Genomic DNA, 21154 nt, shown 5'->3' with positions numbered 1-21154 from the left:
AACAAAAAACTGCGAAAACAACCCCATGCCCAGTAGACGGGGTCAGGCTTTTCAATGGCTTGGCGGCCGGGCGTCAAAGCTTGCTGTTTTTACGAATCGATTTTGACTCGTCGGGCAAAACACTGGCATGATGTCAGCATGGCGAGCGTGGCGCCCGTGCCGCGGCCGGCGCACAACCGAACGGGTTGTTACCGCTCCGAACCCGATCGAGCGACCAGGATCCGGACGCGGCCGCCGGCATCCTCGACTTCGCGGTAGCGACTTAGCTCCGCCTCGAGCTCGGGATCGGACCTCGCCCAGGCCAGCCAGTCGAACGGGACCGCGCTCAGCAGCTGGGTATCCACGAGGATCACATCCGGTCGACCGGCGCGCAGGTCCGCGAGCAAGTGCCGTCGCTCGAAATCGATGATGCTGTCCAGTCTTGCGCGCTCGCCTTGGGTTGGCTGCGTAGTCTTCTGGAGCATCATCGCGCCGGCCGCCAATAGCTGCACGCAGGAGCTGCCCACCCAGGTCCCGTTGACCTCACGGACGAGCGGATGCCCCAGCGCGATGTGATCGCCGATCGTGATCAGCCGCGGATGCGTTGCGAGAGCCTGGATGCGCTCCTTGAGCGGCGGAAACGGCCGGACCTGCAAGGACAGGCAGTAGGCGATGAGCGCAACGGAAGCAAGGCCGACGATCATGACCGGCATCCGCATCGTCCTCACGCGCGCATGGAGCAGCGGCGCGGCGATCGCAAAGACGCAGATCGCAAACGCCGTGTAGGTCCAATGCTTGCCCTGGAGAACGAAACTCGCAGCGCCGCCGAGCGCCGCGGCCAGCCACGGGGTCGCGTTGCCCCCGATCTTGAACTCGTGCGGGGCCAGCAGGCCGAGAAACACGATGGATCCGGCCATCACCGTGGCCGGAAAGGACAACAGATCGCCCAGATTCATCCGCAGCGGCAGATAGGCGGCAGAGACCATCGGCGCATAGTCGAACAGATAAGCGGGGAAGACGATGACGAGGATCGCTCCGTAGCCGATGACGACAGCAGCCGCCGTCATCGCTTCCGGAGAGAACAACGGCCTGAGCGAGCGCTGGCGGAAGACCGCAAGGACGACCGGAAGCCCTATTACCAGGGCGAGGTGGGGCTTGATGCTCAAGGCCAGCCCGGCGCCAAGTCCTGCCACGACCGCCACCGGTCCGGGGCTGAGGCCGCGCCAGCGGATCGCCGTGACGGCGACGAAAGGGGTCAGCGCAATGACGGCGATGTGCTCACGCTGTCCGAAGACGCCGCTCGGAAGTATCGCGAACAAGAACGCGAACAGGCAGGTTGCGACGATCCGCTCGTCAGCCCCCAGCCTCGCTGCCGCAGCGGCACGATCAATGATCAGAAGCGCGACGACGATTTCGACCAGGATCAGGATGATCACGATGAGCTCAGGCGCAATGCCGGTCGTTCGAGCCAGCATCGATGCCGGCATGTACAGATAGACCGACAGGGGCGGATTCAGCTCCAGGAGGTCGACGCCGGGCTTGCGCCCATCCAGGACCTGCTCGCCTTCCGTCAGCAGACAGGCCAAATCCGGGTTCAGAACGATGGGGATCTGGACGAGCAAGGCGGCCAGGAGGAGCGCCGCAACGATCAGCCAACGCAGGCTCATGCGGAAACGGCTTGCCGGCATATCGGGGGCGCGAGCGCTGCCCGCGACGTCGGCAGCAGACGTTATCTCGCGCGAAAGCGATCTATGCTCTTTCACCTGGGTGAACCTGCCATGGCGTGCAGGGTCACTCTCGGCCAGTATTGGTTACTATTGTGCTACAGTGATCTGAAGCGCTGCATCACCCCCAAGCGGTTCGACGATCGTGAGACGATCACTCGATCACCTCGTCGGCAAACGCCAGCAGAGCCGGCGGGATGTCGAGGCCCATTGCCTTTGCCGTTTTGAGGTTGATCACGAACTCGAACCTGGTGGGCTGCCAGATGGGCAGACTGGCCGGCTTGTCACCCCTGAGGATGCGGCCAACATACAGCCCGCCCTGCCGAAAAGCGTCCGTGAGACTGTTACCATAGCTCATCAGGCCGCCAGCATCGGCAAAGTCGCGCCAAGGGTAGATGGTCGGAATGCCGGCTCGCGCCGCGAAATCCACCAGCTGACGACGCTCCAGATTGAACAGGCGATCGGAGGTCACGAGCAGCGCATTCGCTCCGCGTTGAACCAGTTGCGCGAATGCGCTTTCCACCTCGGCGAGACTGCGAGCTTCCATAACGAGCAGCTGCAGCCCCGAGGCAGATGCGGCCAGGCGCACGGCACTTGGATCTGCGTTCGGATTGTCCGGGTTGACCAGCACTCCGATCAGGGAAGCCGCCGGCAATAGTGCACGCAGCAATTCGAACCGCTTCGGCTCCAATGCACTCACCTGGAACGATACGCCCGTGGCGTTGCCGCCTGGGCGGTTGATGGTGGCGACGAGACCCATGGCAACGGGATCTAGACCCACGACAAACACGATCGGAATTTGCGAGGTCGCCGCCTTGGCGGCCAGCGCTCCGCCATTGTCGGCCGTAAAGATCACGGCGACCTGCTTCCGCACGAGCTCGGCCGCGGCCTCTCGCAAGTCTTCGTTGGGGTTGGGCCAACGCCCTTCAATCAGAAGGTTCTGGCCTTCGACAAATCCCATCTGCTTGAGACCGCGACGGAACGCGGTGCCGAACGCCTCCGTCCCCGGGCTCGGGCGATTCAGAGAGCCAAGCACCGGTATCGCGGATTTTTGCGCCCTAGCCGGAAGCGGAAACGCGAGCGCCGCGCTGCCGAAGGCCTTGATGAACTCGCGCCGTCTCATGCCGCTGCGACCTTGCAAATCCTCGCTATCGGCAGTCTAGCATATGGGCAACGATCCCGGGATGTTCGCCAGAAATTCATCGCGCCGGTGTACCTGATCCCGACCCCTCCGCCTCGCCCACGGCTACGGGCATGTTGCAGCACCGCCCCAACTGACGCGAAGGGCCAATAAGCGACATCAGAGTGCCTACTCGATCACGACATCGGCCCGCGTCAGCAGGGTCGGTGGCATGTTGATGTCGAGTGCCTTGGCGGTCTGGAGGTTTATAACAAGTTCGTACTTGATCGGCCGTTCAACCGGCAGATCGCCAGGTTTCGTACCCTTGAGAATCTTGTCGACAAGGATTGCAGACCGGCGAAACTGATCTGGCAAATCAGTCCCGTAGCTCAAGAGGAAGCCCCGCTTCCGCGTATTCTCTCACCGCAGAGATTGCAGGCAGCTGATTTCTGACGGCCATGACGCCAACCAGACCGCGGTGGTTGAACAGTACTCCATCGCTCAACACGACGAGCACCTGAGCGCGTTCCCTCACCATTGTCGCAAACGCTTGTTCAAGCATGTCCGGGCCGCGCGCCTCGGCCGCGACAAGCGTCAACCCCAGCGCTTGGGCAGCTTCCCGCAGCGACGCCAGCCGGTCCTGATTGGGCGCAAAGTCCGGATTCCACAGAACGCCCACACGCGAGAGGTTCGGCAGAGTGTCCTTCAGAAATTCGAGCCGCTTGCCGTTGATCTCATCGCCGGGCTCCGAGCTGAACCCAGTGACATTGCCACCCGGGCGCGCCAGACTGGCGACAAGTCCGGCACTGACAGGCTCAGCACTGTTGGCCATCACGATCGGGACCGTCCGGGTCGCCTTCATGGCTGCAACCGTGGTCGCATTGGTCCCGGACACGATGACGTCCACGCCGAGCCCGACCACCTCGGTGGCAAGCGCCGCCAGCCGCCCCATGTCTCCGTCGGCAAAGCGGTACTCGATGACGACATTCTCGCCAGCGCGGTAGCCAAGGCTCCGCAGGCCCGCTTCGAAGGCTCCAACATTACGAAGTGTTTGCTCCCGCGACGCGCTCGCGAGATAGCCTACCCTGTAGCGCCACCTTGCCGGTTGCTGCGCACGCGCTCCGAGCGGCCACGTCGCCGCCGCGCCGCCGATCAGCCCCATGAACTCGCGTCGTCTCATTGAGCACCGCGGAGGAAAGGCCCATCCATGTCCGAAGCCTAGCACTTTGCGGCGACACAGCTAGTGAGAATGGACAACCAATCCGATGTCCGAAGCCGCGTCCCTATGTCCGAGATGGGCCACAAGCGAAAAGCGCAATCCTTGCCCGGGTCCAATGCATTCCTCTATGCGCAGATCCTGGCGCAGGACGTCACCTCTACCCCGCCATCGCCCCGCCGCGCCTGATCAGCTCCTTGCCGACCGCGGCGAGGTGCACCTGGTCCGGGCCGTCGCCGATGCGGATGAAGCGGGCGTAGACGTAAGCGCGCGCCAGGAACGTGTCCTGCGACACGCCGGCGGCGCCATGGATCTGGATGGCACGATCGATGACGCGGGCGGCCATGCTGGGGACCACGATCTTGGCCGCGGCGATCAGATCGCGCGCGGCCTTGTTGCCCTCGCGGTCCATCCTGTCGGCGGCCTGCAAGGTGAGCAGCCGCGCCTGTGAGATCTCGCAGAAGGAATGCGCGATGTCCTCGCGCACCGAGCCCTGCTCTGCGAGCGGCTTGCCGAAGGCGACGCGCGAGACCGCGCGCTGGCACATCAATTCCAGCGCGCGCTGGGCGCAGCCGATCAGGCGCATGCAGTGATGAATGCGGCCGGGACCGAGCCGGCCTTGCGCGATCTCGAAGCCACGGCCCTCGCCGAGCAAAAGGTTCTCGGCGGGCACGCGGACGTCGTCATAGACGATCTCGGGATGGCCGACGGGCGCATCGTCATAGCCGTAGGTGAGCATGTCGCGGACGATGCGCACCCCACGCGTATTCTTCGGCACCAGGATCATGGATTGCTGGCGATGGCGGTCGGGATGGTCCGGAGCAGTCTTGCCCATCACGATCAGGATCTCGCAATCCTCGTTCATCGCGCCCGAGGTGAACCATTTGCGGCCGTTGATCACGTAGTCGTCGCCGTCGCGCTTGATCTCGCACTGGATGTTGGTGGCGTCGCTGGAGGCGACCTGCGGCTCCGTCATCGAGAAGCCGGAGCGGATCCGCCCCTCCAGAAGCGGCTTCAGCCAACGCTCCTGCTGCGTCTTGGTGCCGTAGTTTGCGAGCACCTCCATGTTGCCGACATCGGGCGCCGAGCAGTTGAAGACTTCAGGCGCCCAGAGGATGCGTCCCATGATCTCCTTCACCGGCGCGTATTCGAGGTTGGTCAGACCAGTGTTGTTAAGGCCTTGCCCGTGCTCGCCGGACAGGAACAGATTCCACAGCCCCTGCTCGCGCGCCAGCCGCTTCAACTCCTGCAGCACAGGCGGCGTCTTGTAGCGCGCGGCCTCCGGCTTGACCTGCTCGTAATAGAGATCCTCGACCGGCTCGACATGGGCGCGCATGAACTGGCGGACGCGCTCCTGGAGCTCCAAGGAACGGGCGGAGTGCTGAAAGTCCATGATGGGTCTCCTTCTTCCTTCTCCCCTTGCGGGAGAAGGTGGCGCGAAGCGCCGGATGAGGGGTTCTCTCCGTCGGCGACAACGTTCGTGAGGAGAGAGACCCCTCACCCGGCTGCGCTTCGCGCATCCACCCTCTCCCGCAAGGGGAGAGGGAGCACCGCCTCCTCGGCCGCCCCTCACGTCCCCTTCAGTCCTGCAGGGTGGGCAAAGCGAAGCGTGCCCACGCATTCTCTCGACAATCATTGATAGATGGTGGGCACGGCGCAAGGGCGCCTTTGCCCACCCTACGATTCTACGATTCCGAGTTCGCGGTGAGAGCCCCCGCCTCACGTCCCCCGCAACAGCTCGCTCGCCACCACCCAGTCATTGCCGTCGAACTGGAGCATGTAGCCGTCCTTGATCGGGCGGAAATCCTGCGGCGTGGTGTTGAGGGTGATGCCGGGCATCAGAAGCGACAGCGGCACATTTTTCAGGTTCGCCGCCTGCGCCATGATGTTCTCGCGCGTCAGATTGTCCTTGCATTGCTTCAGCAGCACCACCAGCGCCTCGGCGACGGTGTAGCCGTAGAGGCCGGCGACGTTGTTGATGTCGGCATTGGGCAGGCGCTTCTTCATGAAGTCGATATAGGCCGCCATCGCCGGATCGTCCTTCGGTGCCTCGACGAACGGCTTCAGCGCGCCGAGCGACAGCACCCCCTTGCCGGCCTCGAGCCCCGCCGGCACCATCACGGTGGCCTTGTTGGCGCAACCGCTGGCCAGGAAGCGCGTCGGCTGCCAGCCGACCTCGTGCGCCTTGCGGATCGCCTGCGCGCAGGCGCGCGGCGTCACCGAATAGATCATGAAGACGTCGGCCTTGGTGTTGGCGAGCGTCAGCACCTGGGAATCGACGGTGGGGTCGGCGACCTCGAAGCTCGACGCCATCGCGATCGCCTTGTCGGCGTCGGCACCGAGCGCCTCCTTGACGCCGCGAAGATATTCCTTGCCGGCGTCGTCGTTCTGGTAGAGCACCGCAAAGCGCGCATTCGGGTTCTTGGCGCGGGCATAGGCGATGTCGATCGCGGCCTCGCTGGTGTAGTTCGGCGCCCAGGGCAGCGCGATCGACCAGGGCATGTTGGCGGGATCGTTCCACTTCGAAGCCGAGCTGATCAGGAAGATCTGCGGCACCTTGTTGCTGTTGAGATATTTTGCGATCGCCGAGCTCGGCGCGGTGCCCATGGTGGCGAAGATGAAGGCGACGCCGTCGCCTTCGACGAGGCGCCGCGCGGCTTCCATGGTCTTGGGCGGCGAGAAGGCGTCGTCGAGCGAGATCAGGTTGAGCTTGCGGCCATTGACGCCGCCCTTCTCGTTGATCTCGTCGAAATAGGCGGAGATCACCCGTCCCGTGATGCTGAGCGGCGAGGCCGGGCCGCTATAGGGCATGGTGTTGCCGATCTTGATCTCGGTGTCGCTGACCCCGGGGCCGTAGGATTTTTGCGCCGAGACAGGGTCGGACAAGCAGGCGGCAGCCAGCGCTGCGGCCAGGGCCAAAGCGGCTTTCATGGTTTCTCCCCGGGTGAACATCGCCGCGCGAGACGATCGCGCGGCGTGCTGCTTGTTGTCAGCACGTTCAGCTCAGCGGAGTTCCGCAAGAGGGTCTTGCGTCGAGTTGCTGATGGCGTTGCGCTAAAGCGCGATGAGATTGGGATGAACCATCGTCGCGCTTTAGGTTGTTGTTTACGCATGATCTTTCCGGAAAACCGCTTCGCACTTTTCCGGATCATGCTTTAGCCGCGCCGCTTCAAGGCAAAGCCCAGGCTGATCCAGCCGGCGCCGGCCATCATCAGATCGATACCGAGAAACAGGCCGAGGATATAGACGCTGTTCACCGGCCAGCGCGCCACGATCAGGAGGCCGAGCAGCAGCGTGATGGCGCCCGAGAGCGCGACCCAGACCCACGGGCTCTCGCGCTTCATGCTGAAGGCGAGAAACAGCCGGACCACGCCCGAGGCGATCAGCGACGCGCCCAGGAACAACGTCAGCAGGACTGCCGCGAATAGCGGGTTCGCGAAGGTCAGGAAGCCGGCGACGACATAGAGCACGCCGAGCAAGGCCCAGATCAGAAACTTGCCCCAGCTCTTCATCTGGAATGCGCCGATGATCTCCGTCACGCCGGCGACGATCATCATGGCGCCGACCACGATCACGCTCGCCACCGTCGCCATGACCATGCTGCCGAGCGCAACGAAGCCGGCGATGAGATAGACGACGCCGAGCGCAACGATCCAGCCCCATTTGCCGTGTAGCGCAGAGATACCCGAGCCGAGACCGGGATGACGGGACGCATCCGAAGCACTTGTCATGGGCCACTCCTGCATGCGAAGCCCGCGGGCACGCGCCAGGATAGCACGCCCCATGCCGGGACGACAGTCAGTAGAGCAGCCCCCACCTGCGGCAACGTTGACACAAATCAAGATCGAATTCGGCGCGTCAGCCGCGTGGCCGCTCCATTTCGAGCTCGGCCTTGAGATTGTCGAGATCGCGATAAATTGAAGCGACGGCAAGCACGCGACCGCCCTTGCGGTACTTCAGCAGGCAGTCCCTTCCCGAAATACTGCCGTCGATCGCGATGTCGTCGAAGTTTTCGGCGTGGCCGACATAGTTGATCGGCACGTCGTAGTGCTGGCTCCAGAAGAACGGCACCGCATCGAAGCGCTCGCGCCTGCCGAGCATGTTGCGCGCCGCGGTCTGCCCCTGCCGCTCCGCCACCACCCAATGCTCGACGCGGATGGTCTGCCGCGAGTGCGAGTCAGGCCAGCGGGCAATGTCGCCGGCCGCGAAGATGCCGGATACACTGGTCTCCAGATATTCACTCACGCTGACGCCACGATCAGCCGCCAGCCCCGCCTGCTCGGCGAGCGCAAGGCGCGGCTTGACGCCGATGCCGACGACGACGAGGTCGGCCTCGATGACGGCGCCGCTTTTCAGCGTCGCGCGCAGGCCATCGAGATGGTCGACGGCGTCCTTCAGGTGGAAGATCACGCCGTTCTCTTCGTGCAGCGACCGGACGAAGTCGCCCATCTCGGCGCCGAGCACCTTCTGCATCGGCCGTTCCTCCGGCGCGACCACGTGCACCTCGATCTTGCGCGCCCGCAAGGAGGCGGCGACTTCGAGGCCGATGAAGCTGGCGCCGATCACCAGCGCGCGCCTCGCACTCCCTGCGGCCTTGATGATGGCGCGGCTGTCGGCGACGGTCCGCAGGGTGTGAACATGCGGCTGGTCCGCGCCCGGAATCTGCAGCTTGACCGGCTCGGCGCCGGTCGCGAGCAGCAGCCGGTCGAATGGGAGCTTGTCGCCATTGCCCAGCGTCACACTGCGCGTCTTGAGACCGATGGCAGCGACGTCGGTGTTGAGCCTGAGATCGATACCGGCGTCCCGGTAATAATCCTCGCCGCGCAACGGCAACCAGTCCTCCGGCGCGTTGCCCGCGAGGTAGTCCTTGGACAGGTTGGGCCGGTCGACCGGCATCGCGCCGTCATTGCTGAGCATGGTGATGGCGCCGGCAAAACCCTCACGCCGGAGCGTCTCGGCGGCAGCGAAGCCGGCAGCACCGCCGCCGACAATGACGAATTTGTCGGGCGTTGCCGCGCTGCGATGTGCAGCCGGCGGCTTCGGTGCCTCGCGCTTGCGCCGAACGATGATGTTGTCCCGATCGCGCTCGACCTCCCACACCGCCAGCGCATTCAATGCCGGCGGACGACTGGCTTCGCCCGTGCGCAAGGAGAAGCAGGCATGATGCCAGGGACAGCGGATGCTGTCGCCCACCACCAAGCCGTCGGCAAGCGGGCCATGATAATGGCTGCAGGCCGGCTCGATCGCAAAGATCTCGCCGCCGGCTTGCACCAGCAGAACGTCGTCCTCGCCGACGTGACCGAGCAATTTGCCATCCTTGAACGCGGTCAGCGACACGCCTTTGCTCAGGTCGGGTCCGCTCGGCTTGTTGTCTTCGGCCATGGCAAACGCCTCCTTGCGCGCGCGGGGTCAATCGTCCGAATTGGCGAGCCCCAGCAGTTCCTGGCGCGTCAGCGCATTGTCGCGGAACACACCCAGCATGCGGCTGGTGACGAGATCGGTCCCGGGCTTGTGCGCACCGCGCGTGGTCATGCAATGATGCGTCGCCTTGATGATGACGCCGACGCCTTCGGGCTTGAGCACGTCGTTGATGGTGTTGGCGATCTGCGCGGTCATCTTCTCCTGGATCTGAAGCCTTTTCGCGTAGACGTCCACCACGCGCGCAAGCTTGCTGATGCCGACGACGCGCCCCTGCGGAATATAGGCGACCCAGGCGCGACCGACGATCGGCGCCATGTGGTGCTCGCAATGGCTCTCGAAGCGAACGCCGCGCAGCACGATCATCTCGTCATAGCCTTCGATCTCCTCGAAGGTCTTCTGCAGGATCTCCGTCGGGTCCTGCGCGTATCCGGAAAAATACTCCTCGAAAGCGCGTGCGACGCGATCAGGTGTCTCGCGCAAACCGTCGCGCGCCGGATCATCGCCGGCCCAGCGGATCATGGTCCGGATCGCCTGCTCGACCTCCGCTTTGTCCGGCCGATCGGACGGCGCCTGCGCCACCGCGACACGTTCCAGCTTGCGCACTGATGACTTCATCAAGATCCTCCCTGCAACGAGCCCGCCTATGGAAGCCGGCCCACAGCTTGGACGGCTGCAATCGGAAAAGGTTCCCGCAGATCAGGGAAATTTGGCGAACGGGGTCGTTGGCCCGGCGCCGGCGCGCCATGGCCTCAGGTGAGGAGCGCCGAAGGCGCGTCGGCGCTGCCTATGACGCAGCCGCTTTCCGGACGTCGATCACGGCCTGCGCCCATTCGGCGGGCCGCTCCTGCGGCAGGTTGTGACCGGCATCGGTGAAGACGCGGCGCTCGAAAAATCCCTCGAACTTGCCCGCGTGGTGGGCGGTGCCGGGATTGACGCCGTCGCTGTCGCCGTCGATCGCAATCGTCGGGACACGGATCGGCGGCTGCGCGGCGAGCTTTGCCTCTATTCCCGCATAGGCGGGATCGCCCGCCACCAGCGCATAACGGTGGCGGTAGGAGTGGATCACGACGTCGACGAAGTCAGGATTGTCGAACGATGCAGCGCTCGTCTCGAACGTCGCGTCGTCGAATGTCCATTTCGGCGACCACATCGTCCAGAGCTGACGCGCAAAGCCGCGGCGGTTGCGCTCCAGCGCGCGGCGGCCGCGCTCGTTGTGGAAGAGATATTGATACCAGAGCGCCGCCTCCTCCGGTGGCGAAGCCGGCTCCATGGATCGGGCGATGTTCTGGATGTTGTAGGAATTGCCGGAGACGAGACCGATCACGCGCTCCGGATGGAGCGCCGAGATCACGCAGGCGGCGCGCCCTCCCCAATCATAGCCGCCGACGATTGCGCGCTCGATACGAAGCGCATCCATGAAGGCCAGAAGATCGGCGCCAAGAGCCGCCTGCTCGCCGGAGCGCAGCGTTGCAGTGGAACGGAAACGCGTCGGCCCATAGCCGCGCAGCCAGGGCACCAGCACGCGTGCGCCAGCTGCGGCGAGGATCGGCGCGGTCTCGGCATAGGCGTTCACGTCATAGGGAAAGCCGTGCCCCATGATGCAGGACCAGCCGTCCGGCGCACCGTATTCGCGATAGGCGATCTCGAGGATATCCGTGGTGACGGTTTTTTGTTGCATGATTTGCTCACGGCGTTGGGGCCACGTGGATGGAGCGCAGCGCAAGCCGCGCCGCGAGCATCCGCGAATCCCGGATTTCGCTTTATCCGGGCTACGAGAGCCCGATCTACTTCTGCGGACCGGACAGCGAGATGTCGCGTTCGGCGCGGAACACGTTGCTGTAGAGATTGGCGATCCATTGCCGGCCAATCTCGGTCTTGTTGAGATAGCCGATCTCGGTCTGGATGTGCGGTGCGACGCTGTTCCAATAGAATTGCGGGTAGCGGTTCACGATGTCGGCGGGCGAGTCGTAGCCGAGTTGGCGGTTGATGCCGACCTCCTCGAACTCGTAATAGAGCGCGTTGGCCTTGCGCAGATAATTGGGATCGCCGAGCTGGCCGATGAAGTCGGCCGCACGCAGGATCGAAGCTTCGTCGTCATAGTCCTGGCCCTGCTGAGCGGGGAACCTTGTGCCTTCGATGGCACGGGCGACGCGTTCCGGATCGAGTCCCGGAATATGCCGCAGTCGCCGCGTCACGTACAATTTCGATCGATCGACGTGATACATCATCAGGCTGGCGTCGGATGCACCCCGCGGCAGGGAAACCTTGGTGCCGGCCGCGTCGACCAGAAAGCCGTCCTCATCGTCCTCCTCGAACAGGCCTCGCACATAGCCGATGTCGTGAGCGAGGCAGGCGATCAGGACGTGGACGTAATCCTCGGCCGACAGATGGGTATGAAGACTTCGGCCGCGGAGGATCGCCTGGGCTGCCAGCGTCACCAGCATCGTATGCTCGATGTTGTGATAGAGCGCATCGCTGTTGCCGATACACTCCATCGCGGTGCGGGTCGCACTCTCCACGATGCTCGCGGCAGTTTCATCGAACCGGCGACGCAGGAACTTGCCGAGGAATTCCTCCAGGGATTCGGCCGCCAGTCTCGGTAAGGTTATCATGGATGCAGCCCCGTCCGCCGCTGGTGTCCCATGCCGTCTCCCGACGTCTCATTCTTGTCCTCGACGCAGCGGGGAGCATAGCCCATCTTGGGCCGGGTAACCAAACGTCGGGGACGAAAATACGAAAATACCGCGCCGTTTCGCTGCGCAACATCACGGTTGCGGCCACAGTTTAACACAACCCAAAGCAGCCGGAAAGCCGCTGCCGCCGCTCGGGGCGCGGCACCGCAGGGAATTGGACGCGCGGGCCGGCTACTCCACCTGCAGCACGTCGACGGCGACGGCGAGCTTCTGCTTGGGCGAGCCGACGATGATGCCGTCGACCGGCGAGACGTCGGAAAAATCGCGCCCCATTGCGAGCACGATGTGATCGTTGCCGATGAGGAGATCGTTGGTCGGATCGAGATCGATCCAGCCGAGCTCGGCCCCGCACCACAGCGACACCCAGGCGTGGGTGGCGTCGGCACCTTGCAGCCGCGGCTGGCCCGGCGGCGGAATGGTGCGCAAATAGCCGCTGACATAGGCCGCGGGCAGGCCGAGCCCGCGCAGCCCGGCAATCATGACATGGGCAAAGTCCTGGCAGACGCCGTGACGCTTGTCGAAGACCTCGTCGAGCGGCGTCGAGATCACGGTCGCCTTGGGATCGTAACGGAATTCGCCGCGGATGCGTCGCATCAGGTCGACGGCGCCGGTGAGGATGCCCGCGCCGGGCGGAAAGCTCATCCCGGCATAGGCGCTGACCGGGCGCAGCACCGGCACCAGGGGGCTGGCAAAGACATAGCCGACCGGCGAGGACGGCCCGAGGCTGGTTGCTTCGAACGCGATGTCGCGAATGCTCTCCCAGGGCGGGCTGACCGCATCGCGCGCCGGCGGCCGGCGCGAGATCGAAACCCGCGAGCGCGAGTCGATGCGCAGGTTGCGATGCGCGGCTTCGATCACCACGCTCTCGGTCAGCGTGCCGAAGAAGTCGCGCCGCACGTTGCGCTCGGACGGGCGGGGATGGATCTCGACCTCGTGCGAGATCAGCTCCTGGCCGCCGCCGCTTCTGGGCTCCAGCCGCAGCGTGCAGCGGGCGAAGCTGACGGGATTCTCGTACTCATAGGTGGTGACGTGACGGATGTCGTAGATCACGCCAACCCCGTCAGCTTTTCCGGCCGGGCGGCATTGGGGCCATGCGGGAAGTAGTGCTGCCCGATCGCCTCGGCGAGGCTGAGCAGATCCTGCTCCAGCGCGAACAGCGTCTTGACCTCGAGCTTCTCGGCCTCCGCGGTCGCGAGCATCGCCTGCATCGCCACGGCGAGACGCTGCGGCTTCTCGATCAGGCCGTGCTCCTTCAGGCTCGGCAGCGCGGCAATGTGCTCGTTCAGCGTCGTCACCTGAAACGCCACCGAACGCGGATTGTAGCCGTCGAGCACCGCGAGGTCGCGCACCGGGGCCAGGATCGGCGCCAGCAGATAGCGCGAGCGGTAGGTGATCTGGCAGTCCACCAGCGTCAGCAGGATGTCGAGATCCTCATCGCCGGCCTCGTCATAGGCGAACTGGCGCGTGAAGCGCGTGGTGTTGATGGCGCGCTCGACGCGGCGGCCGATGTCGAGGAACCGCCAGCCGGCGGCGCGGTTCATGTTCTCCTGCGCAAGGCCTGCGAAGCTCGCCAGCTCCTGCAAGGTCAGCTCGGCCGCGCTCAGCACGCTGTCGTCGTCCTCGACCTCGTAGGCGAGACGCTCGGCCATTTCCGTGATCACCTGCCAGGCATCGGGCGACAGCCGCTCGCGCAAGGAGGTCGCGGTGCGCTGCGCCGCGCGCACCAGCGACAGGGCCGAGCCGAAACGCTCCGCGCTCTGCAGCGCTTCGGCGACGATGCGCCCCGCGGCCGTGCGCGAGGATTGCGAGACCGCGCCCCAGGCCACCAGCAGGCGCTGGATGCGTTCGGCCGATTGCGCCGAGGCCGCCGTGCCCTTGTTGGGCCCGCTCGGCGAACCAAGCGCACGCACCAGGCGCAGCGTCGCCTCGGCGCGCTCGAGGTAGCGGCCGAGCCAGAACAGATTGTCGGCGGCGCGGCTCGGCAGCACGCCGGCGATGCGGCGGATGCGAACCTTGTCCGTCGCGGGCAGAAGCGTCGCGGTCGCGACCTGCTTGTTGGAGACGACCCAGACGTCGGCGGCGCGCGCGCCGTCGCCCATCGACACCGCGCGCGCGTCCGGCTGCTCGGCGATTCGGCAGAAGCCGCCGGGCATGATGGCCCAGCCGTCCGGTGTGGCGGCGGCAAACACGCGCAGCACGAAGGGGCGCGGCGTGATCTGGCCCTGCTCCCACACCGGCATGGTCGAGAGCCGCACCACCTCCTGGCCGACATAATCCATGCCGCGCGCGCTGATCGCATCGATCAGGCGCTGCCGGTCGCCGGCGTCGAGCTCGCTCGCGAGCACCGGACCGCTGGAGCCGAAGCCGGGAACGCCGCGGCGATAGGCGCCTTCGATCGCAACTTCGTCGAGCCGGGCCAGCACTTCGTCGCGCGCGTTGCGCTGGCCGCACCACCAGGTCGCGATGTGCGGCATCTTGAGGTCTTCGCCGAGCAGGCGGCGGCTCAGCGCCGGCAGGAAGCCGAGCAGCGCCCGCGCCTCCAAGACGCCCGAGCCCGGCATGTTGGCGACGACGACGCCGTCCTTGCGCAAGACGTCGATCAGGCCGGGCACCCCGAGATGCGAGGAGGCATCGAGCTCGAGCGGATCGAGCGAGTTGGAATCGACCCGGCGCAAGAGCACATCCAGCCGCTTCAGGCCGGCGACGGTACGGATGTGGACGCGGTTGTCGCTGACCGCGAGGTCGTCGCCCTCGACCAGCAGGAAGCCGAGATAGCGCGCCAGCGTCGCATGCTCGAAATAGGTCTCGCTGAAGCTGCCGGGAGTGAGCACGCCGATGCGCGGCTCGTCGCGATCGGCGCGCGCGCGAAGACTGTCGCGGAACGCCTCGAAGAACGGCGCGACACGCGGCACGTTCATCGACTTGTAGAGATCGGAGAAGGCGCGCGACAGCACCAGGCGATTTTCCAGCGCGTAGCCCGCGCCTGATGGCGCCTGGGTGCGGTCGCCGAGCACCCACCAGCGGCCGTCGGGCCCGCGGCCGACATCGGCGGCATAGATCGACAGATAGCGTCCGCCCGGCGGCGGCACGCCGCAGACGGGACGGAGATATTCGGGACTGCCGGCGATCGCCGCAGCCGGGAGCGCGCCTTCCGCCACGAGGCGCCCCTCGCCATAGATGTCGCGCAGCACGCGCTCGAGCAGCTCGGCGCGCTGGGTGATGCCGGCGCAGAGCTGCTGCCAGTCGGCTTCATCGATCAGAAGCGGCAGGTGGCTGAGCGACCAGGGCCGGTCGGCGCTGTCGCCGGGCGCGCGGTAGGTGACGCCGGCCTCGCGCAAGTGACGGTCGGCCATGCCGAAGCGCCGCTCGATCTCGTCGGGCGCCAGCGCGCCGAAGGCGTCGAAGAAGCGGCTCCAGACCGCGCGCGGGCTGCCGTCCGGGCTCAAGAACTCGTCGGGGATACCCGGCAGCCGGCTATAGTCGCGGACCCATTGCGCGAGGCGGCGCTGGCCTTCACGTTGGCCTTGCGCCTTTCCCGCCTTGTCGTCCTGCTCGGCTGCGCCCTCGGCCATGCGCCTCTCCCTGCCCCACCATCATACTCATTGCAGGAGCGGGGTCCGCAAGTCGAGGGTCAGCGGAAACTCATTTGTGCGTTCCTCGGGCGGCGGCTGCATCGGCCCCGGGGTGTGGCCGTGGTCCTGGAAGCGCGCCAGCCGCCGGGCCTCGGCCTCGTAGGTGTTGACCGGCTTGGTGTCGTAGTTGCGCCCACCGGGATGGGCGACGTGGTAGACGCAGCCGCCGAGCGAGCGGCCGTTCCAGGTATCGATCAGGTCGAAGGTCAGCGGCGCGTGGACGGGGATGGTCGGGTGCAGGCCGGATGCCGGCTGCCAGGCCTTGAAGCGGACGGCGGCCACGGCCTCGCCGGAGCGGCCGGTCGGGGTCATCGGCAGGCGGCGCCCGTTGCAGGTGACGACGTGGCGGCCCTCGACGAAGCCTTCGGCCTTGACCTGGAGCCGCTCGACCGAGCTGTCGACATAGCGCACGGTGCCGCCGGCCGAGCCCTCCTCGCCGAGCACGTGCCAAGGCTCCAGCGCCTGGCGCAATTCCAGCGTCACGCCGCCATGATGGACGCGGCCGAAAGCGGGGAAGCGGAATTCGAGCTGGGCCAGATACCATTCCGGCTCGAACGGATAGCCCGATTGCTTGAGCTCGCCGAGCACGTCGAGAAAATCGTCCCAGATGAAATGCGGCAGCATGAAGCGGTCGTGCAGCGCGGTGCCCCAGCGCACGAACTTGCCGCTCAGCGATTCGCGCCAGAACTTGGCGATCAGCGCGCGGATCAGGAGCTGCTGTGCCAGCGACATGCGCGGGTCCGGCGGCATTTCGAGCGCGCGGAATTCGACGAGGCCGAGTCGCCCCGTGGGCCCCTCCGGCGAATAGAGCTTGTCGATGCAGATCTCGGCGCGGTGGGTGTTGCCGGTGATGTCGACGAGCAGATGCCGGAACAGCCGGTCCACCAACCACAGCGGCGTCTGATAGCCCGGCGGCGGCACGTGCGAGAGCGCGATCTCGAGCTCGTAGATGCTGTCATGGCGCGCCTCGTCGATGCGCGGCGCCTGGCTGGTCGGCCCGATGAACAGGCCGGAGAAGAAGTAGGACAGCGCGGGATGGCGCTGCCAATACAGCACCAGGCTCTTCAGGAGATCGGGCCGGCGCAGGAACGGCGAATCCTGCGGAGAAGAGCCGCCGACCACGACGTGATTGCCGCCACCGGTGCCGGTGTGGCGGCCGTCGACCAGGAAGCGGTTGGCGCCGAGCCGCACCTTGGCCGCATCCTCGTAGAGACCGGTGGTGATCTCGACCGCATCGCGCCAGCTCTTCGCCGGCTGGATGTTGATCTCGATGACTCCAGGATCGGGCGTCACCTTGATCACCTCGATGCGCGGATCGAACGGAGGCGGATAACCCTCGACATGGACGGGAAGCTGCATCTCCTCCGCGGTGGCTTCGAGCGCGGCAACGAGCTCGAGATAGTCCTCGATGCGCTCGACCGGCGGCATGAAGGCGCAGAGCACGCCGTCGCGGACTTCGACCGACATCGCGGTGCGCACCGGGACGGAGGTGTTGAGATGCTCAGGCGCGGCCCGCGGCGGGGATTCCGGACGCGCGGCGAGCGTGAACACCGGCAGCTTGTCCCGCGCCTCCATCGGGTCCTGCTCGACGATGTAGGGATATTGGTTGGGCGGGACGTAACCGAGCGACCCAATCGGCAGGCGCAAACCGAGAGGCGAATCGCCGGGCATCAGGAACAGATGGTTGCGCCGGAGTTGCCACCGCTCGCTGCGCCAGCGCGGCGGCGCGTTCCAGCGCTGCACCGGCAGCACGAAGCCACGCGGTGCGTTGAGACCCTCGTTGAACACGCGTGCCATCCGCGCGCGGGCTTCCGGATCGGATAATTTGGAATCGGAGGGATCGACGTTGACGGGAAGCTCGGCCTCCTTCTGGAGCCAGTACGCGGTGTCCTCATAAGCCGGCATGATGTAGCCGGCATCGAGGCCGAGCCGGGCCGCCGCGCCTTCCATGAAGGCCTCGGCGTCCTTCACCTCGGCACGGCGCGGATTCTCGATCTTGGCGATGAGGTCGGAATTCTTCCAGATCGGCACGCCGTCCTTGCGCCAGTACAGGCCAAACGCCCAGCGCGGCAGGCTCTCGCCGGGATACCATTTGCCCTGGCCGTAATGCAAAAGGCCGCCCGGCGCGAAGCGCGTGCGCAGACGGCGGATCAGATGGTCGCCGAGCGCGCGCTTGGTCGGGCCGACGGCTTCCGTGTTCCACTCGCCCGCCTCGAGATCGTCGACCGAGACGAAGGTCGGCTCGCCGCCCATGGTGAGCCGCACGTCATCAGCGGCGAGATCGCCATCGACCTGCTCGCCGAGATCGTTGAGCCGCGCCCAGGATTCGTCGGAGAACGGCTTTGTGATGCGCGGCGCCTCGCGGATGCGCTTCACGCTCATGTCGAAGGAGAACTCGACCTCGGCAAAGCCGGCCCCTCCCGAGATCGGCGCCGCCGAACGGTAGTGCGGCGTGGCAGCGACCGGGATGTGTCCCTCGCCTGCGAGCATGCCCGAGGTCGCGTCGAACCCGATCCAGCCTGCCCCGGGCAGATAGACCTCGGCCCAGGCGTGCAGATCGGTAAAATCGTTCTCGACTTCCGGTGGTCCCTCGATCGGATCGATGTCGGGACGGATCTGGACCAGATAGCCGGAGACGAAGCGGGCGGCGAGCCCGAGATGGCGCACGGTCTGGATCAGCAGCCACGCGGAATCGCGGCATGAGCCTGCGCCGGAGACAAGCGTCTCCTCCGGCGTCTGCACGCCCGGCTCCATGCGGATGATGTAGCGGACCTTCTTCTGGATCTCGCGGTTGAGGTCGACCAGGAAATTGACGGTGTTCGGGGCCTCGTGCGGGATCGTATCGAGGAACTTGGCGAACAGGCGATCGGGCTTGATGGTCTCGAGGTACGGCGCGAGCTCCGTCTTCAAATCCTTGGGATAGTCGAACGGAAAGCTGTCGGCATAGGGCTCGACGAAGAAGTCGAACGGGTTGACCACGGTCATCTGCGCCGTGAAGTCGACCTCGAATTTCAGCTCGGTGGTCTTCTCCGGAAAGACGTAGCGCGCCAGCCAGTTGCCCTGCGGGTCCTGCTGCCAGTTCACGAAATGATTTGAAGGCGTGACCTTGAGCGAATAGCTCAGGATCGGCGTGCGGGTATGCGGCGCCGGCCGCAGGCGGATGGTCTGCGGACCAAGGTCGATCGGGCGGTCGTATTTGTAGTGCGTGACGTGGTGTAGCGCGACGTAGATCGACACGGTATGCGGTGCTCCAGCAGCTTTTTTGAGCAGAACACCTGAGGACAGCGCGATCAAGCACTAACAACGGGCACAGGGTGCCTAGGTAAGATGCGGGGCGGGTGATTGTGGGCGCCTTTCTTCCTTCTCCCCTTGCGGGAGAAGGTGGCGCGAAGCGCCGGATGAGGGGTATCTCTCCAGTCGCAAGATCGGTCGTGAGGAAAGAGACCCCTCACCCGTCTCGCCGCTTCGCGGCGAGCCACCCTCTCCCGCAAGGGGAGAGGGAAAGAGAGAGCGCGTTACGCCGCGGACGTCAACCGCTGCAAGAACTGGGTCACCTCGCGGCGGAGTATCTCGACTTCGCCGTGGACGCGCTCGGAGGCGTGGTTGACGCGAACAGCGACGCGGCCGGTGTCGGCAGCGGCTTCGCTGATGCCTGTGACGTTGGAGGACACCTGCGAGGTGCCGGCGGAGGCTTCGTGAACGTTGCGGGCGATCTCGCGCGTCGCCGCCCCCTGCTGCTCGATCGAGGCCGCGATTGAGGCGGTGATGCCGTTGATCTCGGCGATGGTCTGCGCGATCGCCTCGACGGCCGCGACCGAATTGGTGGTCGATTGTTGCATCTCGCCGACCTTGGCGCTGATCTCCTCGGTCGCCTTGGCGGTCTGGTTGGCGAGGCTCTTGACCTCGGAGGCCACCACCGCGAACCCGCGGCCGGCCTCCCCTGCGCGGGCCGCCTCGATGGTGGCGTTGAGCGCGAGCAGGTTGGTCTGCGAGGCGATCTCGCTGATCAGCTTGACGACGTCGCCGATCTGCATCGCGGCGTCCGCAAGGCTCCGGATCTCGCTGCCGGCGCGATTGGCTTCGTTCACCGCCCGCCCCGTGCTCGCGGTCGAGCCGGCCACCTGGCGGTTGATCTCGGCGATCGACGATGCGAGCTGCTCGGCGGCGCTGGCGACGGTGGCAACGTTGCGCGAGGCCTGGTCGGAGGCAGAGAGCACGCCGGAGGTCTGCAGGCTGGTCTTCTCCGCCGCCGCCGCCATCTGGCCGGCGTCGGATTCGAGATCGGTCGCGGCGCCCATCAGCGTGCCCGCAACCTGGTCGAGATGCGTGCCGAACTGCCTGGCGAGATCCGCGATCTCGACGACCCTGCGGCCGAGGCTGTCGGTGCCGGCATTGATGACGGTGGCCGAGCGGCGGAACGAGCCCGGTAATCCGCGCGCCAGGATCTTGCGGAAATGCTTGCCGTGGCTGGCATACTCCATCGAGGCCGAGGCTTCGCGCTGGAACGCATCGGTGATGTCGAGCATGTCGTTGACGGATTTCTGGATCGCCCCGATCCGCCCGGCCTGCCGCTCGCTGAGGATGCGCGCCTCGAGATCGCCGCCCGCCGCCTTGCGGCACACATCGGCGACCTCGTCGACGGCGACCGCGGTGCGGTGCTGACACCAGACGGCATAGCCGGAGAGGGCGATCGTCGCGCCAAGCAGAGCGGCACTCGTGATCCCGGTCATGCCGAGAAGAGAGAGAACGAACGCGACGACGGCAAGACCACACGCGAGCGCGGTCGCTCCCTGCGCCTTAGAGAGAGAGCACAAATTCATCGTAACCGACACCCTGTTGCTTGAGCAGCCCGATCATCGCCTCGAAGCTTGCCTGCATGCCCTCCTTGGCATTGGCATGCCGCGCCTCTTCGGCGCACAGCGTCTTGTAGATCGGCTTGATGCGCTCGATCTGCGCGGGATCCGGCTTGCGACGGTTGGAGTGATAGCCGACGATGTTGCCGCGCTCGTCGAACGTCGGCGTGACGTGGGCGAACACCCAGTAATGACTGCCGTCCTTCGCCAGGTTGACGACGTAGGCGAAGATCTCCTGCTTGGACTGCAGCGTGTCCCAGAGCAGCTTGAAGACGGCGCGCGGCATGTCGGGATGGCGGATCAGGCTGTGGGGCGCGCCCATCAGCTCGGCGTAAGAATATTTCGCCATCCGGATGAAGACGTCGTTGGCGTAGGTGATGCGGCCCTTGAGATCGGTCTTGGACACGATCAGCTCCTCCTCGCCGAGGAGATTTTCCACGCCAGTCGGCCGTATCGCATGCGTCATCGTTGACGAATCCTGTCGAAGGGCAGTGCCCTCGAAGGGTAGCCCGCACC

General features: G+C 65.6%; 16 protein-coding genes. All 16 read right to left on the bottom strand.

The annotated features are described in order from the left end of the window. Positions 1 to 188: 188 nt before the first annotated feature. Positions 189 to 1646: a hypothetical protein gene (locus tag N2602_RS12880; protein ID WP_260382860.1), complete on the bottom strand. Its 1458-nt coding sequence runs from the start codon at positions 1644 to 1646 to the stop codon at positions 189 to 191. Between the two features lie 211 nt (positions 1647 to 1857). After that, positions 1858 to 2826 (bottom strand): ABC transporter substrate-binding protein, encoded by a 969-nt coding sequence (locus N2602_RS12875; protein ID WP_172784115.1) that lies wholly within the window; start codon positions 2824 to 2826, stop codon positions 1858 to 1860. A 186-nt stretch (positions 2827 to 3012) separates the two neighbouring features. Then, positions 3013 to 3216 carry an ABC transporter substrate binding protein gene (locus tag N2602_RS12870; RefSeq protein WP_260382859.1) on the bottom strand — a complete coding sequence of 68 codons (204 nt, stop codon included), beginning with the start codon at positions 3214 to 3216 and terminating at the stop codon, positions 3013 to 3015. After that, positions 3200 to 3985, bottom strand: a complete 786-nt coding sequence (locus N2602_RS12865; RefSeq protein WP_260382858.1) for an ABC transporter substrate-binding protein — start codon at positions 3983 to 3985, stop codon at positions 3200 to 3202. The genes N2602_RS12870 and N2602_RS12865 overlap by 17 nt, the downstream gene beginning before the upstream one ends. A gap of 214 nt (positions 3986 to 4199) precedes the next feature. Continuing rightward, a complete protein-coding gene (locus N2602_RS12860) occupies positions 4200 to 5432 on the bottom strand; it encodes an acyl-CoA dehydrogenase family protein (RefSeq protein ID WP_260382857.1) in 1233 nt (410 codons plus the stop codon). A 326-nt stretch (positions 5433 to 5758) separates the two neighbouring features. Next, positions 5759 to 6970 carry an ABC transporter substrate-binding protein gene (locus N2602_RS12855; RefSeq protein ID WP_260382856.1) on the bottom strand — a complete coding sequence of 404 codons (1212 nt, stop codon included), beginning with the start codon at positions 6968 to 6970 and terminating at the stop codon, positions 5759 to 5761. 224 nt (positions 6971 to 7194) lie between these two features. Then, entirely contained in the window at positions 7195 to 7770 is a 576-nt protein-coding gene (locus N2602_RS12850; RefSeq protein WP_172784111.1) for an HdeD family acid-resistance protein, read from the bottom strand. Between the two features lie 127 nt (positions 7771 to 7897). After that, on the bottom strand, positions 7898 to 9421 hold the full coding sequence (locus tag N2602_RS12845; RefSeq protein WP_260382855.1) for an FAD-dependent oxidoreductase: 1524 nt from the start codon (positions 9419 to 9421) through the stop codon (positions 7898 to 7900). Positions 9422 to 9448: 27 nt separating this feature from the next. Further along, positions 9449 to 10075, bottom strand: a complete 627-nt coding sequence (gene folE, locus N2602_RS12840) for a GTP cyclohydrolase I FolE (RefSeq protein WP_212259729.1) — start codon at positions 10073 to 10075, stop codon at positions 9449 to 9451. A 169-nt stretch (positions 10076 to 10244) separates the two neighbouring features. Next, positions 10245 to 11138 (bottom strand): alpha/beta fold hydrolase, encoded by an 894-nt coding sequence (locus tag N2602_RS12835; protein WP_260382854.1) that lies wholly within the window; start codon positions 11136 to 11138, stop codon positions 10245 to 10247. A 106-nt stretch (positions 11139 to 11244) separates the two neighbouring features. Continuing rightward, positions 11245 to 12072, bottom strand: a complete 828-nt coding sequence (locus N2602_RS12830; protein ID WP_172784107.1) for an HD domain-containing protein — start codon at positions 12070 to 12072, stop codon at positions 11245 to 11247. Positions 12073 to 12324: 252 nt separating this feature from the next. Beyond that, positions 12325 to 13203 (bottom strand): transglutaminase family protein, encoded by an 879-nt coding sequence (locus N2602_RS12825; protein WP_172784106.1) that lies wholly within the window; start codon positions 13201 to 13203, stop codon positions 12325 to 12327. Beyond that, the gene (locus N2602_RS12820) at positions 13200 to 15725 is read right to left on the bottom strand and encodes a circularly permuted type 2 ATP-grasp protein (protein ID WP_260382853.1); all 2526 of its coding nucleotides are present in this window, start codon (positions 15723 to 15725) and stop codon (positions 13200 to 13202) included. The genes N2602_RS12825 and N2602_RS12820 overlap by 4 nt, the downstream gene beginning before the upstream one ends. 27 nt (positions 15726 to 15752) lie before the next feature. Next, complete coding sequence (locus N2602_RS12815) at positions 15753 to 19022, bottom strand: DUF2126 domain-containing protein (RefSeq protein ID WP_260382852.1); 3270 nt, start codon at positions 19020 to 19022, stop codon at positions 15753 to 15755. A gap of 278 nt (positions 19023 to 19300) precedes the next feature. Beyond that, entirely contained in the window at positions 19301 to 20605 is a 1305-nt protein-coding gene (locus N2602_RS12810; protein WP_260382851.1) for a methyl-accepting chemotaxis protein, read from the bottom strand. Next, positions 20583 to 21104 (bottom strand): PAS domain-containing protein, encoded by a 522-nt coding sequence (locus N2602_RS12805; protein ID WP_260382850.1) that lies wholly within the window; start codon positions 21102 to 21104, stop codon positions 20583 to 20585. Before N2602_RS12805 ends, N2602_RS12810 begins: the two co-directional genes overlap by 23 nt. Positions 21105 to 21154 lie beyond the last annotated feature (50 nt).

This window comes from Bradyrhizobium sp. NC92, from assembly GCF_025200865.1.
Lineage (GTDB): Bacteria > Pseudomonadota > Alphaproteobacteria > Rhizobiales > Xanthobacteraceae > Bradyrhizobium.
This window is presented reverse-complemented; position numbering and strand designations above follow the sequence as displayed.

What these genes read in the sequence shown, in the direction of transcription:
- N2602_RS12850 (WP_172784111.1), bottom strand. Translation starts at nt 7,770, where the DNA reads ATGACAAGTGCTTCGGATGCGTCCCGTCATCCCGGTCTCGGCTCGGGT.
- N2602_RS12860 (WP_260382857.1), bottom strand. Translation starts at nt 5,432, where the DNA reads ATGGACTTTCAGCACTCCGCCCGTTCCTTGGAGCTCCAGGAGCGCGTC.
- N2602_RS12830 (WP_172784107.1), bottom strand. Translation starts at nt 12,072, where the DNA reads ATGATAACCTTACCGAGACTGGCGGCCGAATCCCTGGAGGAATTCCTC.
- folE (WP_212259729.1), bottom strand. Translation starts at nt 10,075, where the DNA reads ATGAAGTCATCAGTGCGCAAGCTGGAACGTGTCGCGGTGGCGCAGGCG.
- N2602_RS12835 (WP_260382854.1), bottom strand. Translation starts at nt 11,138, where the DNA reads ATGCAACAAAAAACCGTCACCACGGATATCCTCGAGATCGCCTATCGC.
- N2602_RS12855 (WP_260382856.1), bottom strand. Translation starts at nt 6,970, where the DNA reads ATGAAAGCCGCTTTGGCCCTGGCCGCAGCGCTGGCTGCCGCCTGCTTG.
- N2602_RS12845 (WP_260382855.1), bottom strand. Translation starts at nt 9,421, where the DNA reads ATGGCCGAAGACAACAAGCCGAGCGGACCCGACCTGAGCAAAGGCGTG.
- N2602_RS12805 (WP_260382850.1), bottom strand. Translation starts at nt 21,104, where the DNA reads ATGACGCATGCGATACGGCCGACTGGCGTGGAAAATCTCCTCGGCGAG.
- N2602_RS12875 (WP_172784115.1), bottom strand. Translation starts at nt 2,826, where the DNA reads ATGAGACGGCGCGAGTTCATCAAGGCCTTCGGCAGCGCGGCGCTCGCG.
- N2602_RS12820 (WP_260382853.1), bottom strand. Translation starts at nt 15,725, where the DNA reads ATGGCCGAGGGCGCAGCCGAGCAGGACGACAAGGCGGGAAAGGCGCAA.
- N2602_RS12865 (WP_260382858.1), bottom strand. Translation starts at nt 3,985, where the DNA reads ATGGGGCTGATCGGCGGCGCGGCGGCGACGTGGCCGCTCGGAGCGCGT.
- N2602_RS12880 (WP_260382860.1), bottom strand. Translation starts at nt 1,646, where the DNA reads ATGAGCCTGCGTTGGCTGATCGTTGCGGCGCTCCTCCTGGCCGCCTTG.
- N2602_RS12810 (WP_260382851.1), bottom strand. Translation starts at nt 20,605, where the DNA reads ATGAATTTGTGCTCTCTCTCTAAGGCGCAGGGAGCGACCGCGCTCGCG.